Source organism: Pseudomonas sp. NPDC089743 (assembly GCF_044748785.1).
In the GTDB taxonomy this organism is placed as follows: Bacteria; Pseudomonadota; Gammaproteobacteria; order Pseudomonadales; family Pseudomonadaceae; genus Aquipseudomonas; species Aquipseudomonas putida_X.
Genome location: NZ_JBIVGS010000003.1, coordinates 311426 through 324670 on the forward strand (window position 1 = coordinate 311426; position 13245 = coordinate 324670).

The window sequence follows — 13245 nt, forward strand, 5'->3', positions numbered from 1 at the left end:
GCACCTGCCCCACAAACGCTGTGGCATATCTCAGGCGCTACATCAGTCGCTTGCGCTCACTCGACGGTGCGATGCCGAGGGACTCGCGGTACTTGGCGACGGTGCGACGGGCTACCTGGATGCCTTGTGCCTCCAGTAAACCAGCGATCTTGCTGTCACTCAATGGCTTTTTCTGATTTTCCGCCGCAACCAGTTTCTTGATGATCGCGCGGATTGCCGTGGACGAGCATTCTCCGCCTTCGGAGGTGCTGACGTGGCTGGAGAAAAAGTATTTCAGTTCGTAGATGCCGCGTGGGGTGTGCATGAACTTCTGGGTAGTCACCCGTGAGATGGTCGACTCGTGCATGCCCACGGCTTCGGCAATGTCATGCAACACCAACGGTTTCATGGCCTCGTCACCGTGGTCGAGGAAGCCGCGCTGATGCTCGACGATCTGCGTGGCGACTTTCATCAGCGTTTCGTTGCGGCTTTGCAGGCTCTTGATGAACCAGCGTGCTTCTTGCAACTGATTGCGCATGAAGGTGTTGTCGGCGCTGGTGTCGGCCCGGCGGACGAAACCGGCGTATTGCGGATTGACCCGCAGGCGCGGGATCGCTTCCTGGTTCAGCTCGACCAGCCAGCGATCACTGTCCTTGCGGACGATGACATCGGGCACCACGTATTCCGGCTCACTGGACTCGATTTGCGAACCTGGGCGCGGGTTGAGGCTCTGAACCAGCTCGATCACCTGGCGCAGTTCGTCTTCCTTGAGCTTCATGCGGCGCATCAGCTGGCTGTAGTCGCGCCCGCCCAACAGGTCGATGAACTCGCTGACCAGGCGTTTGGCCTCGGCCATCCACGGTGTGTTGGCCGGGAGTTGGCGCAGTTGCAGCAACAGGCACTCGCCCAGGTTGCGTGCGCCGACACCTGCTGGCTCGAACTGCTGGATACGGTGCAGTACCGCTTCGACTTCGTCCAGTTCGATGTCCAGCTCCGGATCGAAACCGGCGCAGATCTCTTCGATCGTGTCTTCCAGGTAACCCTGGCCGTTGATGCTGTCGATAAGGGTGACGGCGATCAGGCGGTCGGTATCGGACATCGGTGCCAGGTTCAATTGCCACAGCAGGTGGCTTTGCAGGCTTTCGCCGGCGGATGTGCGCGTGGTGAAGTCCCACTCGTCGTCATCGTTGCTCGGCAGGCTGCTCGCGCTGGTCTGGTAGATGTCTTCCCAGGCCGTATCGACCGGAAGCTCATTGGGGATGCGCTCGTTCCACTCACCGTCCTCCAGGTTCTCGGCACTGGCGGTGCTTTCCTGAAAGCTGTTGTCCTGGACTTCGGCGGCCGGTTTGCTCTCGGCGTTGTCCGCCATCGGGTCGCTGTTGTCGAAGTCTTCGCCGTCTTCCTGACGTTCGAGCATCGGATTGGACTCCAGCGCTTCCTGGATTTCCTGCTGAAGGTCCAGGGTAGAGAGCTGGAGTAGGCGGATGGCCTGTTGCAACTGCGGGGTCATCGTCAGTTGCTGGCCCATTTTTAGGACGAGCGATGGTTTCATGGCAGGGGCTAATACCTTGTTCGCCGGCGCGCATGCGCCATCCACTACACGAGGGCGCCGGAGCGCCAATTTCAAGCAAGTTTTATGCCTTAAATTGTAGCGTTTGCCTAGAGCACTGTAACAACTTAAGCCCATTCAAGGCGCTAAATCAGTGCTCCAGGCGCGTCCTGAATCAGAGCCGGAACTCGTGACCCAGGTAAACTTCCTTGACCAGTTCGTTGGCCAGGATGGTCTGCGCGTCGCCCTCGGCGATCAGTTGCCCGTCGTTGACGATGTAGGCGGTTTCGCAGATATCCAGGGTTTCACGCACGTTGTGGTCGGTGATCAGTACACCGATACCCTTGGCCTTGAGGTGGTGGATGATCTGCTTGATGTCACCGACCGAAATCGGGTCGACGCCAGCGAAGGGTTCGTCCAGCAGGATGAACTTGGGGGCTGTCGCCAGGGCGCGTGCGATCTCGACACGGCGACGCTCGCCGCCGGACAGGCTCATGCCGAGGTTGTCGCGGATGTGGCTGATGTGGAACTCCTGCAGCAGGCTCTCCAGCTCCTTGCGACGACCCTCGCGGTCGAGTTCCTTGCGGGTTTCGAGGATGGCCATGATGTTGTCGGCCACCGACAGCTTGCGGAAGATCGAGGCTTCCTGCGGCAGGTAGCCGATGCCGGCGCGTGCACGCCCATGCATGGGCTGGTGGCTGACATCCAGGTTGTCGATGAGGACGCGCCCCTGGTCGGCCTGTACCAGGCCGACGATCATGTAGAAGCAGGTGGTCTTGCCGGCGCCGTTGGGGCCTAGCAGGCCGACGATCTGACCGCTGTCGATAGACAGGCTGACGTCACGCACGACTTGACGCCCTTTGTAGCTCTTGGCCAGGTGCTGGGCTTTGAGGGTTGCCATTTACTCGGCCTTCTTCTTCGGCTGGATCACCATGTCGATGCGCTGACGTGGCTGGGTCACGTTGCCGCCGCGACCGGCGGTCGCAACCTGGGACTTGGTGTTGTAGACGATCTTTTCGCCTTCGGTGGTGTTGCCTTCGTTTTCGACCTTGGCGCGGTCGGTCAGAATCACTGTGTCCTTCTGCGCCTGATACTGGATGGTCACGGCCCAGCCTTTCATCTTCTCGGGCTTTGCAGCGCTCTGTTGCTGCTCGAAATAAGCCAGGTTGCCCACCGAAGTGACCACGTCGATGTCACCGTTGGCGGCGCGAGTCATGGTTACGGTATTACCTTTGATCATCATCGAGCCCTGAGTGATGATCACGTCACCGGTGTAGGTGGCTACGCCTTGCTTGTCGTCCAGGTGCGCGTTGTCGGCCTGGATGCGGATAGGCTGGTCACGGTCGGTCGGCAGGGCGAAGGCGCTCGCGCTTCCCAGTGCTGCGCTCAGGCTGAGCAAAAGGGGGAGGGTTTTAACGAGCCTCATACTGTCCTCTTACGTTAGAGAGCAGGTCCATCCTGCCTTCTTTCAAATACGCTTTCATTCCTTTGCCCGTAGTTGTGCCACCGGCGCCGTCGATTCTAACGGCTTGCTCGGTCTGCGCATATTGCTTCTGCGGGAACACGGTCATGCGTGAGCTGGTAATGATGGTTTCACGCTGCTTCTCATCGGTGCGGGCCACGCGCACCTTGTCGATCAGCTCGACCTCGGTGCCGTCCGGGTTGACCTCGGCGCGCACGCTCTGGATGTGCCAGGGGTATTCGGTGCCCCGGTACATGTGCAGGTCGGGCGTGGTCACCAGTGTGACCTCGGTGGCCTTGAGGTGTTCGACCTTGTCGGCGGTCATTTCGTACTGCAGCTTGCCATCTGGCAAGAACTGCACGCTGTGGGCGTTGATCGCATAATAGTCGATCGCGCTTTCGTCGACCTGAGCTACCGGCTTGTCGAGGAAGCTCTCGGGGCTGACATTCCAGTAGCCTATTGCCGCCAGCAGGGCGGCGATCACCGCGAGCAGCGCAATATTGCGGGCTTTCTTGCTGAACATGGGCAACCTACAGGTAGTTGGCGTTGGCAGCGTCCAGGGTGCCCTGGGCCTGCATGATAAGCTCGCAGAACTCGCGAGCGGCACCCTCGCCACCGCGTGCCTGGGTCACGCCGTCGGCGTGCTGGCGGACGAAGGGTGCGGCGTTGGCCACGGCGATACCCAGGCCGACCTTGCGAATGACTGGCAGGTCTGGCAGGTCATCGCCCAGGTACGCGACCTGCTCATAGCTTAGGCCCAGTTCGGCGAGCAGGCCGTCGAGTACCACCAGTTTGTCCTCGCGGCCCTGGAACAGGTGGGGAATGCCGAGGTTTTTCGCGCGACGCTCGACCACCGGGGTCTTACGCCCGCTGATGATCGCCGTGGTCACGCCCGATGCCATCAGCATCTTGATGCCTTGGCCGTCGAGCGTGTTGAACGTCTTGAATTCGCTGCCATCTTCGAGGAAATAAAGGCGGCCATCGGTGAGCACGCCGTCCACATCGAATACGGCAAGCTTGATGGCCTTGCCGCGCTGCATCAGGTTCTGGGTCATTTGCGTCGTTCTCATTTACATCACGCCTGCGCGCAGCAGGTCGTGCATGTTCAGGGCACCGACCGGGCGGTCGTCCTTGTCCACCACCACCAGGGCGCTGATCTTGTGGTCTTCCATGATCTTCAGTGCTTCGGCGGCGAGCATCTCGGCGCGGGCTGTCTTGCCGTGCACGGTCATGACCTGGTCGATCAGAGTGGTGTGCACGTCGATGTTGCGGTCCAGGCTGCGGCGCAGGTCACCGTCGGTGAAGATGCCGGCCAGCTGGCCGTTGGCTTCGGCGACCACGGTCATGCCCAGGCCTTTGCGGGACATTTCGAGGAGGGCGTCCTTGAGCAGCGTGCCACGTTGTACCTGAGGCAGGTCGGCGCCCGCGTGCATGACGTTCTCGACCTTGAGCAGCAGGCGACGGCCCAGCGCGCCACCGGGGTGCGAGAAGGCGAAATCTTCTGCGGTAAACCCGCGCGCTTCGAGCAGGGCGATGGCCAGGGCGTCGCCCAGCACCAGTGCTGCGGTGGTCGATGAGGTGGGCGCCAGGTTCAGCGGGCACGCCTCATGGGCGACACGCGCGTCGAGGTTGACCTCGGCGGCCTGGGCCAGTGGCGAGTCGGGGTTGCCGGTCATGCTGATGAGCTGGATGCCCAGGCGCTTGATCAGCGGCAGCAAGGTGACGATTTCGGCGGTGCTGCCGGAGTTGGACAGGGCCAGGATGACGTCGCCACGGGTGATCATGCCCATGTCGCCATGGCTGGCTTCGGCAGGATGCACGAAAAACGCCGGCGTGCCGGTGCTGGCCAGGGTCGCGGCGATCTTGTTGCCGATGTGCCCAGACTTGCCCATGCCGACCACAACGACGCGGCCCTTGCTCGCCAGGATCAGCTCGCAGGCCTTGACGAAGTTGGCATCGATGCTGGCCGTCAAACCTTGTACGGCCTCGATTTCCAGGCGCAGGGTGCGCTGGGCGGACTGGATCAGCTCACTGGATTGGCTCATGTCGAAAAGCAATGCCTGATGAAAAGGCGGCGATTATAGCCGCAATGGAAGAAAGCCTCACCCTTTCGATTGTGCAATGAAAAGACGTCGTAGCCTGTCGCTGGCCTGAACGACTCGCGCCATGGCCTTGGGGCCACCCTGTCAGCGGTGCTATAGTTCGCCGCTATTCGGCCCGCCGGGGGCGCGTGTGTCTTCACGATGAGGGCCGGCGTCCATTAGGACATGGCTGTACTAGCAAGGAGTCTAGATGAGTGTGGATAGCGCCTACGCGGTCGAGTTGAAGGGCGTCACCTTCAAGCGCGGTTCGCGCAGCATTTTCAGCAATGTCGACATACGCATTCCGCGTGGCAAGGTCACCGGCATCATGGGGCCGTCCGGGTGCGGCAAGACCACGCTGCTGCGCCTGATGGGCGCGCAGTTGCGTCCGTCCGTTGGTGAAGTCTGGGTCGCCGGGCAGAACCTGCCGAGCCTGTCGCGCAGCGACCTGTTCGATGCGCGCAAGCAGATGGGCGTACTGTTCCAGAGCGGTGCCCTGTTCACCGACCTCGATGTGTTCGAGAACGTCGCTTTCCCGCTGCGCGTGCACACCCAGTTGTCGGACGAGATGATCCGCGACATCGTGTTGATGAAACTGCAGGCCGTGGGTTTGCGCGGTGCCATCGATCTGATGCCCGACGAACTGTCCGGTGGCATGAAGCGGCGCGTGGCGTTGGCCCGGGCGATTGCGCTCGATCCGCAGATACTCATGTATGACGAGCCGTTCGTCGGCCAGGACCCGATCGCCATGGGGGTACTGGTGCGCCTGATCCGATTGCTCAATGACGCGCTGGGTATCACCAGCATCGTGGTATCCCACGACCTGGCCGAAACCGCCAGCATCGCCGACTACATCTACGTGGTCGGTGACGGCCAGGTACTGGGCCAGGGTACGCCCGATGAGCTGATGGGCTCGGACAATCCACGCATTCGCCAGTTCATGAAGGGCGATCCGGACGGCCCTGTGCCATTCCATTTCCCTGCGCCAGACTACCGCGCCGATTTGTTGGGGGCGCGTTGATGCGCAGAAAATCCTTGCTTGAACGTATCCGCCTGTTCGGCCGCTCGGCGATCGACGTGTTGGCCGTGCTCGGGCGTTCCTGCCTGTTCCTGTTCCATGCACTGGTCGGTCGTGGCGGCATCGGCGGCGGCTTCCAGCTGCTGACCAAGCAGCTGTACTCGGTGGGCGTGCTGTCGCTGGCGATCGTCGCGGTGTCCGGTGTGTTCATCGGCATGGTGCTGGCACTGCAGGGTTACAGCATTCTGACCAAGTACGGTTCGGAGCAGGCGGTGGGGCAGATGGTCGCCCTGACCCTGCTGCGCGAGCTGGGGCCGGTGGTCACTGCCTTGCTGTTCGCCGGCCGGGCAGGTTCGGCGCTGACCGCCGAAATCGGCAACATGAAGTCCACCGAGCAGCTGTCGAGCCTCGAAATGATTGGTGTCGACCCGCTCAAGTACATCGTTGCGCCGCGCCTTTGGGCCGGTTTCATTTCGTTGCCGCTGCTGGCGCTGATCTTCAGCGTGGTCGGCATCTGGGGCGGCTCGTGGGTCGCTGTGGACTGGCTGGGCGTCTACGAAGGCTCGTTCTGGGCCAACATGCAGAACAGCGTTTCCTTTACCGATGACGTGCTCAACGGGCTGGTCAAGAGCCTGGTGTTCGCTTTCGTCACGACCTGGATCGCCGTATTCCAAGGGTATGACTGCGAGCCCACCTCAGAAGGGATCAGCCGTGCCACCACCAAGACCGTGGTTTATGCCTCGTTGGCTGTCCTGGGTCTGGACTTTATTCTGACCGCCTTGATGTTTGGAGATTTCTGATGCAAAACCGCACCCTGGAAATCGGTGTCGGCCTGTTCCTTTTGGCCGGGATCCTGGCGTTGCTGCTGCTGGCCCTGCGTGTCAGCGGGCTATCGGCCAGCCCGAGCAGCGATACCTACAAAGTTTACGCCTACTTCGACAATATCGCCGGTTTGACGGTCAGAGCTAAAGTGACCATGGCGGGTGTGACGATCGGCAAGGTCACCGCCATCGATCTGGACCGTGATTCCTACACTGGCCGGGTGACCCTGCAGTTGGACAGCAAAGTCGACAACCTGCCGACAGACTCCACTGCTTCGATCCTGACCGCCGGTCTGCTTGGCGAGAAATACATCGGTATCAGTGTCGGCGGCGAGGAAGAGGTGCTCAAGGATGGCGCAACCATCCATGACACCCAGTCGGCGCTGGTGCTGGAAGATCTGATTGGCAAGTTCCTGCTCAACACCGTGAGCAAGGAACCGAAAGAAGCACAACCGGCTAATTAAGGAGTTTCCATGATTTCGATCCTGCGACGTGGCCTGCTGGTCCTGCTGGCGGCCTTCCCTCTGCTGGCATTGGCAGCGCCCGGGCAGTCTCCGCACGAGGTGGTGCAGGGCACGACCAACGAATTGCTGGGTGACCTCAAATCCAACAAGGAGCAGTACAAGTCCAACCCGCAGGCCTTCTACGATGCGCTCAATCGCATCCTGGGCCCGGTGGTCGATGCCGACGGCATCTCGAAAAGCATCATGACCGTGAAGTACTCGCGCAAGGCCACGCCTGAGCAGATGCAGCGCTTTCAGGAAAACTTCAAGCGCAGCCTGATGCAGTTCTATGGCAACGCCCTGCTGGAGTACAACAACCAGGGCATTACCGTCGACCCGGCCCAGGCCGATAACGGCAAGCGTGCCAGCGTTGGCATGAAGGTGACTGGCAACAACGGCGCCGTATACCCGGTGCAGTACACCCTGGAAAACCACGGTGGCGAGTGGAAGGTACGTAACGTCATCGTCAACGGTATCAACATCGGCAAGCTGTTCCGCGACCAGTTCGCCGACGCCATGCAGCGCAACGGCAACGACCTGGACAAGACCATCGACGGCTGGGCCGGCGAAGTGGCCAAGGCCAAGGAAGCTGCCGACTCTTCGACCGAAAAGGCCGTTAAATGAGTGAGGGTGGCGTGAGCATGGCCGAGCCGGGCGTGTTGCGCCTGGTCGGTGTACTGGATTACCGCAGCGGCCCCGCCTTGCGCAAGCAAGGCAAGGCGTTGATCGAGGCTTCCCGCGAGCCACGCCTTATCATCGATTGCACCGCGGTGGAAAAATCTTCCAGTGTCGGCCTGTCGCTGCTCCTGGCGTTCATCCGCGATGGCCAAGCCGGCGGCAAGGCCTGTGAGGTACGCGGGATGCCCGACGACATGCGGGAAATCGCCGAGGTGTATGACCTCGATGAAGTGCTGGCGAGCTGATGGCTTGCCACTGATGGAGGCCCCTCGGTCAGCGCACGCCCTCGGTGGGCTTCGCAGGCGAGGGGCTTTTTTGTATGATGGCCGACCCGTGCGCATCGGGCGCCGATTGAGGTTGAGCATGCAGGCCGTAGAAGTTAAGAGCTTCCTTGAAGAAAAATTGCCGGGATCCCGGGTCGAAGTTGAAGGCGAAGGCTGCAACTTCCAGTTGAACGTGATCAGCGACGAGTTGGCTGGCCTGAGCCCGGTCAAGCGTCAGCAGGCGATCTATGCTCACCTTAATCCCTGGATCGCCAACGGTAGCATCCATGCAGTAACCATGAAATTTTTCAGCAGCGCAGCCTGGGCTGAGCGCACCTGAGCCAACTTGGCGGCGAGACTCCAATGGACAAACTGATTATTACTGGCGGCGCTCGCCTTGACGGCGAGATCCGCATTTCGGGCGCGAAGAACGCGGCCCTGCCGATTCTGGCGGCGACCCTGCTGGCTGACGGCCCGGTCACCGTGGGCAACCTGCCACACCTGCACGACATCACCACCATGATCGAGCTGTTCGGCCGCATGGGCATCGAGCCTGTGATCGACGAAAAGCTGGCGGTGGAAATCGACCCACGTACCATCAAGACCCTGGTCGCGCCGTACGAGCTGGTCAAGACCATGCGCGCTTCGATCCTGGTGCTTGGCCCGATGGTTGCCCGGTTCGGCGAGGCCGAAGTAGCCCTGCCAGGCGGTTGCGCCATTGGTTCGCGGCCGGTCGACCTGCACATTCGCGGCCTGGAGGCCATGGGTGCCAAGATCGAAGTCGAAGGCGGCTATATCAAGGCCAAGGCACCTGAGGGTGGCCTGCGCGGCGCGCACTTCTTCTTCGATACCGTCAGCGTGACCGGTACCGAAAACATCATGATGGCTGCTGCCCTGGCCAAGGGCCGCAGTGTGCTGCAGAACGCCGCACGCGAGCCGGAGGTGGTCGACCTGGCCAACTTCATCAACGCCATGGGCGGCAAAGTGCAAGGCGCTGGCACCGACACCATCACCATCGATGGCGTCGAGCGTTTGCATTCGGCCAACTACCGCGTGATGCCCGACCGTATCGAGACCGGTACTTACCTGGTCGCTGCGGCCGTCACCGGTGGCCGTGTCAAGGTCAAGGACACCGACCCGACCATCCTTGAAGCCGTACTGGAAAAGCTCAAGGAAGCCGGTGCCGACCTGACCACCGGCGAGGACTGGATCGAGCTGAATATGCATGGCAAGCGGCCCAAAGCCGTCAACCTGCGTACCGCCCCGTACCCGGCGTTCCCGACCGACATGCAGGCGCAGTTCATCTCGCTCAACGCCATCGCCGAAGGCACCGGCGCGGTCATCGAGACGATCTTCGAGAACCGCTTCATGCACGTGTACGAAATGCACCGCATGGGCGCGCAGATCCAGGTCGAGGGCAATACCGCCATCGTGACCGGCGTGCCGGCACTCAAGGGTGCCCCGGTCATGGCCACCGACCTGCGTGCTTCTGCCAGCCTGGTGCTGTCAGCGCTGGTCGCCGAAGGCGATACCCTGATCGATCGCATTTATCACATCGACCGTGGTTACGAGTGCATCGAAGAGAAACTGCAGATGCTGGGTGCGAAGATCCGTCGCGTACCGGGCTAATGCCTCGTCGGCGCAAGGATGCGCCCATTGAATTGAACACGGCCGGGTCGATGACCGGGCCGGTTGTAGCCGCTTAAGGACCGACGTTCCAATGTTGACCATCGCGCTTTCCAAAGGCCGCATCCTCGACGATACCCTGCCGTTGCTGGCCGAGGCCGGTATCGTGCCGACCGAGAATCCGGACAAGAGCCGCAAGCTGATCATTCCCACCACCCAGGACGACGTACGGCTGCTGATCGTGCGCGCCACCGACGTGCCGACTTACGTCGAGCATGGTGCCGCCGACCTCGGTGTGGCGGGCAAGGACGTGCTGATGGAGTACGGCGGCCAGGGCTTGTATGAGCCGCTGGACCTGCAGATCGCCCGCTGCAAGCTGATGACCGCAGGCGTGGTCGGCGCGCCCGAGCCCAAGGGCCGCCTGCGCGTTGCTACCAAGTTCGTCAACGTAGCCAAGCGCTATTACGCCGAGCAAGGTCGCCAGGTCGACATCATCAAGCTGTACGGTTCGATGGAGCTGGCGCCGCTGATCAATCTCGCCGACAAGATCATCGACGTCGTCGACACCGGCAACACGCTGCGCGCCAACGGCCTGGAGCCCCAGGACCTGATCGCCACGATCAGCTCGCGCCTGGTGGTCAACAAGGCGTCCATGAAGATGCAGCACGCCCGCATCCAGAGCCTGATCGACACCCTGCGTCAAGCTGTCGAATCGCGACACCGCGGCTGACTCGAACGCGCGACCTCTGCTGTCGCGCCCGTCTATCCGCGTCATAGCCACTTTTCTCGGGTGCCCGCGCGGATGGACTGGTAGCCTAGGGCGCCTGAGCATTCGCTAATAATCGAGGCCCTCGCCATGACCGTGTCCACTGCAATTGCCCGTCTCAACGCCGCTGATCCGGATTTCGCCCGACATCTGGATCATCTGCTGAGCTGGGAAAGTGTGTCCGATGACGCGGTCAACCAGCGCGTGCTCGACATCATCAAGGCCGTGCGTGAGCGCGGCGATGCGGCGCTGGTGGAGTTTACCCAGCGTTTCGACGGCGTTGCCGCCAACAGCATCGATGACCTGATCCTGGGTCGCGAGCGCCTGGAGCTGGCCCTGACCCGCATTACCGACGCCCAGCGTACAGCCCTTGAGAAAGCCGCCGAGCGCGTGCGTATCTACCACGAGCGGCAGAAGCAGGACTCCTGGCAGTACACCGAGGCCGACGGTACCGTATTGGGCCAGAAGGTGACCCCGCTCGATCGCGCCGGCTTGTATGTACCTGGCGGTAAAGCGTCCTACCCCTCGTCGGTACTGATGAACGCCATTCCGGCCAAGGTCGCGGGTGTGGCTGAAGTGGTCATGGTGGTGCCGACGCCGCGCGGTGAAGTCAACGAGCTGGTACTGGCTGCTGCCTGCATTGCGGGTGTCGACCGCGTGTTCACCGTGGGTGGTGCTCAAGCAGTCGCGGCCCTGGCCTATGGCACCGAGAGCGTGCCCCAGGTGGACAAGATCGTCGGCCCAGGCAACATCTACGTGGCCACCGCCAAGCGTCACGTATTTGGCCAGGTTGGTATCGACATGATCGCCGGCCCTTCGGAAATCCTCGTGGTGTGCGACGGCCAGACGGACCCCGACTGGATCGCCATGGACCTGTTCTCCCAGGCCGAACACGACGAAGACGCCCAGGCCATCCTGGTCAGCCCGGATGCCGGGTTCCTCGACCGTGTGGCCGCCAGTATCGACAAGCTGATGCCAACCATGGAACGCGCCGAGATCATCGAGAAATCGATCAATGGCCGGGGCGCGTTGATCCAGGTGCGCGACATGCAGCAAGCCATCGAGGTGGCCAATCGTATCGCCCCTGAACACCTGGAACTGTCGGTCGCCGATCCGCAGGCCTGGCTGGGGCAGATCCGTCACGCCGGCGCTATCTTCATGGGCCGTCACACCAGCGAGGCGCTCGGCGACTACTGCGCCGGCCCCAACCATGTGCTGCCGACGTCCGGTACCGCGCGTTTCTCGTCGCCACTGGGTGTTTATGACTTCCAGAAGCGTTCGTCGATCATCTTCTGCTCCGAGCAGGGCGCTTCCGAGCTGGGCCACACCGCCTCGGTCCTGGCCCGTGGCGAGTCCCTGACCGCCCACGCCCGCAGCGCCGAATACCGTATCCTGACCCAAGACAAGGGGAACTGAGCATGAGTCGATTCTGGAGCCCCTTCGTCAAGGACCTGGTGCCTTACGTCCCCGGTGAGCAGCCCAAGCTGGCCCGGTTGGTCAAGCTCAACACCAACGAAAACCCCTATGGCCCATCGCCCAAGGCCCTGGAAGCCATGCGCGGCGAGCTGAACGACAACCTGCGCTTGTACCCGGACCCCAATGGTGACCGGCTCAAGCAGGCGGTGGCCGAGTATTACAGCGTTACCACTGGGCAGGTGTTCGTGGGCAACGGCTCGGACGAGGTGCTGGCGCACATTTTCCACGGCCTGTTCCAGCACGGCGGCCCGCTGTTGTTCCCGGACATCAGCTACAGCTTTTACCCCGTGTACTGCGGCCTGTATGGCATCCCGTTCGAGCCTGTGGCGCTGGATGACCAGTTCCAGATCCGTGTCGAGGACTACCAAAAGCCCAATGCCGGGATCATCTTCCCCAACCCGAATGCGCCGACTGGTTGCCTGTTGCCGCTGCAGGCAATCGAGCAGTTGTTGCAGGCCAACCGCGACTCGGTGGTGGTGGTGGATGAAGCCTATATCGACTTTGGTGGCCAGACGGCGATCAGCCTGGTTAACCGCTACGACAACCTGCTGGTGACCCAGACCTTGTCCAAGTCGCGCTCGCTGGCCGGCCTGCGGGTCGGCCTGGCGGTAGGGCACCCAGACCTCATCGAGGCGCTGGAGCGGATCAAGAACAGCTTCAACTCCTACCCGCTGGACCGCATGGCGATCGTCGGCGCTGCTGCAGCGTTCGAGGACCAGGCGTACTTCGAAGACACCTGCCGCAAGGTGATCGAAAGCCGTGAGGCACTGGTTGAACAGTTGACTGCCAAGGGCTTCGAGGTACTGCCATCGGCAGCCAACTTCATCTTCGCCCGCCACCCGCAGGAGGATGCGGCGCAGCTGGCGGCGCGCCTGCGTGAGCAAGGTGTGATTGTGCGCCACTTCAAGCAACAGCGGATTGCTCAGTTCCTGCGTATCACCATCGGTACGCCAGACATGAACCAGGCGCTGATCGACGCGTTGAGCTGATACCCAAAGGGGCCGCACTGCGGCCCCTTTGGTT

Annotated in this window: 16 protein-coding genes; 10 read left to right on the forward strand and 6 right to left on the reverse strand. The window is 61.8% G+C overall.

The window, feature by feature from the left end; translation table 11 throughout:
* Positions 1-37: 37 nt before the first annotated feature.
* The 6 genes from ACIPZC_RS08260 to ACIPZC_RS08285 all read right to left on the reverse strand — a co-directional run bounded on the left by ACIPZC_RS08260 (position 38) and on the right by ACIPZC_RS08285 (position 5035).
* Complete coding sequence (locus tag ACIPZC_RS08260; RefSeq protein WP_241804238.1) at positions 38-1531, reverse strand: RNA polymerase factor sigma-54; 1494 nt, start codon at positions 1529-1531, stop codon at positions 38-40.
* A 172-nt stretch (positions 1532-1703) separates the two neighbouring features.
* Positions 1704-2429, reverse strand: a complete 726-nt coding sequence (gene lptB, locus ACIPZC_RS08265) for an LPS export ABC transporter ATP-binding protein (RefSeq protein WP_046784445.1) — start codon at positions 2427-2429, stop codon at positions 1704-1706.
* Positions 2430-2954: a lipopolysaccharide transport periplasmic protein LptA gene (lptA, locus tag ACIPZC_RS08270; protein WP_400626134.1), complete on the reverse strand. Its 525-nt coding sequence runs from the start codon at positions 2952-2954 to the stop codon at positions 2430-2432.
* Positions 2941-3513: an LPS export ABC transporter periplasmic protein LptC gene (gene lptC / locus ACIPZC_RS08275; RefSeq protein ID WP_039604820.1), complete on the reverse strand. Its 573-nt coding sequence runs from the start codon at positions 3511-3513 to the stop codon at positions 2941-2943. Before lptC ends, lptA begins: the two co-directional genes overlap by 14 nt.
* Before the next feature lie 7 nt (positions 3514-3520).
* A complete protein-coding gene (locus ACIPZC_RS08280) occupies positions 3521-4045 on the reverse strand; it encodes an HAD family hydrolase (RefSeq protein ID WP_039604821.1) in 525 nt (174 codons plus the stop codon).
* Positions 4046-4060: 15 nt separating this feature from the next.
* Positions 4061-5035 (reverse strand): SIS domain-containing protein, encoded by a 975-nt coding sequence (locus ACIPZC_RS08285; protein WP_241804239.1) that lies wholly within the window; start codon positions 5033-5035, stop codon positions 4061-4063.
* Between the two features lie 247 nt (positions 5036-5282).
* Here ACIPZC_RS08285 and ACIPZC_RS08290 point away from each other — a divergent pair, with 247 nt between their 5' ends.
* The 10 genes from ACIPZC_RS08290 to hisC all read left to right on the forward strand — a co-directional run bounded on the left by ACIPZC_RS08290 (position 5283) and on the right by hisC (position 13211).
* Positions 5283-6092: an ATP-binding cassette domain-containing protein gene (locus ACIPZC_RS08290; protein ID WP_241804240.1), complete on the forward strand. Its 810-nt coding sequence runs from the start codon at positions 5283-5285 to the stop codon at positions 6090-6092.
* A complete protein-coding gene (gene mlaE, locus ACIPZC_RS08295; protein ID WP_012316068.1) occupies positions 6092-6889 on the forward strand; it encodes a lipid asymmetry maintenance ABC transporter permease subunit MlaE in 798 nt (265 codons plus the stop codon). The genes ACIPZC_RS08290 and mlaE overlap by 1 nt, the downstream gene beginning before the upstream one ends.
* A complete protein-coding gene (gene mlaD, locus ACIPZC_RS08300; protein ID WP_241804241.1) occupies positions 6889-7374 on the forward strand; it encodes an outer membrane lipid asymmetry maintenance protein MlaD in 486 nt (161 codons plus the stop codon). The genes mlaE and mlaD overlap by 1 nt, the downstream gene beginning before the upstream one ends.
* A gap of 9 nt (positions 7375-7383) precedes the next feature.
* A complete protein-coding gene (locus ACIPZC_RS08305) occupies positions 7384-8037 on the forward strand; it encodes a phospholipid-binding protein MlaC (protein WP_400626137.1) in 654 nt (217 codons plus the stop codon).
* Positions 8034-8336: a lipid asymmetry maintenance protein MlaB gene (locus tag ACIPZC_RS08310; RefSeq protein WP_267818493.1), complete on the forward strand. Its 303-nt coding sequence runs from the start codon at positions 8034-8036 to the stop codon at positions 8334-8336. Before ACIPZC_RS08305 ends, ACIPZC_RS08310 begins: the two co-directional genes overlap by 4 nt.
* Before the next feature lie 118 nt (positions 8337-8454).
* Positions 8455-8694 (forward strand): BolA family protein, encoded by a 240-nt coding sequence (locus tag ACIPZC_RS08315; protein ID WP_003255121.1) that lies wholly within the window; start codon positions 8455-8457, stop codon positions 8692-8694.
* Positions 8695-8717: 23 nt separating this feature from the next.
* The gene (gene murA, locus ACIPZC_RS08320) at positions 8718-9983 is read left to right on the forward strand and encodes a UDP-N-acetylglucosamine 1-carboxyvinyltransferase (protein WP_241804244.1); all 1266 of its coding nucleotides are present in this window, start codon (positions 8718-8720) and stop codon (positions 9981-9983) included.
* A gap of 91 nt (positions 9984-10074) precedes the next feature.
* The gene (gene hisG / locus ACIPZC_RS08325) at positions 10075-10710 is read left to right on the forward strand and encodes an ATP phosphoribosyltransferase (protein ID WP_012316063.1); all 636 of its coding nucleotides are present in this window, start codon (positions 10075-10077) and stop codon (positions 10708-10710) included.
* 126 nt (positions 10711-10836) lie between these two features.
* Positions 10837-12162, forward strand: a complete 1326-nt coding sequence (gene hisD, locus ACIPZC_RS08330) for a histidinol dehydrogenase (RefSeq protein ID WP_400626140.1) — start codon at positions 10837-10839, stop codon at positions 12160-12162.
* 2 nt (positions 12163-12164) lie between these two features.
* Complete coding sequence (hisC, locus tag ACIPZC_RS08335) at positions 12165-13211, forward strand: histidinol-phosphate transaminase (RefSeq protein WP_400626142.1); 1047 nt, start codon at positions 12165-12167, stop codon at positions 13209-13211.
* Positions 13212-13245: the final 34 nt, after the last annotated feature.

Bases quoted from the DNA above. Each gene is read 5' to 3' on its own strand.
- ACIPZC_RS08260 (WP_241804238.1), bottom strand. From the start codon at position 1,531: ATGAAACCATCGCTCGTCCTAAAAATGGGCCAGCAACTGACGATGACC.
- lptB (WP_046784445.1), bottom strand. From the start codon at position 2,429: ATGGCAACCCTCAAAGCCCAGCACCTGGCCAAGAGCTACAAAGGGCGT.
- lptA (WP_400626134.1), bottom strand. From the start codon at position 2,954: ATGAGGCTCGTTAAAACCCTCCCCCTTTTGCTCAGCCTGAGCGCAGCA.
- lptC (WP_039604820.1), bottom strand. From the start codon at position 3,513: ATGTTCAGCAAGAAAGCCCGCAATATTGCGCTGCTCGCGGTGATCGCC.
- ACIPZC_RS08280 (WP_039604821.1), bottom strand. From the start codon at position 4,045: ATGACCCAGAACCTGATGCAGCGCGGCAAGGCCATCAAGCTTGCCGTA.
- ACIPZC_RS08285 (WP_241804239.1), bottom strand. From the start codon at position 5,035: ATGAGCCAATCCAGTGAGCTGATCCAGTCCGCCCAGCGCACCCTGCGC.
- ACIPZC_RS08290 (WP_241804240.1), top strand. From the start codon at position 5,283: ATGAGTGTGGATAGCGCCTACGCGGTCGAGTTGAAGGGCGTCACCTTC.
- mlaE (WP_012316068.1), top strand. From the start codon at position 6,092: ATGCGCAGAAAATCCTTGCTTGAACGTATCCGCCTGTTCGGCCGCTCG.
- mlaD (WP_241804241.1), top strand. From the start codon at position 6,889: ATGCAAAACCGCACCCTGGAAATCGGTGTCGGCCTGTTCCTTTTGGCC.
- ACIPZC_RS08305 (WP_400626137.1), top strand. From the start codon at position 7,384: ATGATTTCGATCCTGCGACGTGGCCTGCTGGTCCTGCTGGCGGCCTTC.
- ACIPZC_RS08310 (WP_267818493.1), top strand. From the start codon at position 8,034: ATGAGTGAGGGTGGCGTGAGCATGGCCGAGCCGGGCGTGTTGCGCCTG.
- ACIPZC_RS08315 (WP_003255121.1), top strand. From the start codon at position 8,455: ATGCAGGCCGTAGAAGTTAAGAGCTTCCTTGAAGAAAAATTGCCGGGA.
- murA (WP_241804244.1), top strand. From the start codon at position 8,718: ATGGACAAACTGATTATTACTGGCGGCGCTCGCCTTGACGGCGAGATC.
- hisG (WP_012316063.1), top strand. From the start codon at position 10,075: ATGTTGACCATCGCGCTTTCCAAAGGCCGCATCCTCGACGATACCCTG.
- hisD (WP_400626140.1), top strand. From the start codon at position 10,837: ATGACCGTGTCCACTGCAATTGCCCGTCTCAACGCCGCTGATCCGGAT.
- hisC (WP_400626142.1), top strand. From the start codon at position 12,165: ATGAGTCGATTCTGGAGCCCCTTCGTCAAGGACCTGGTGCCTTACGTC.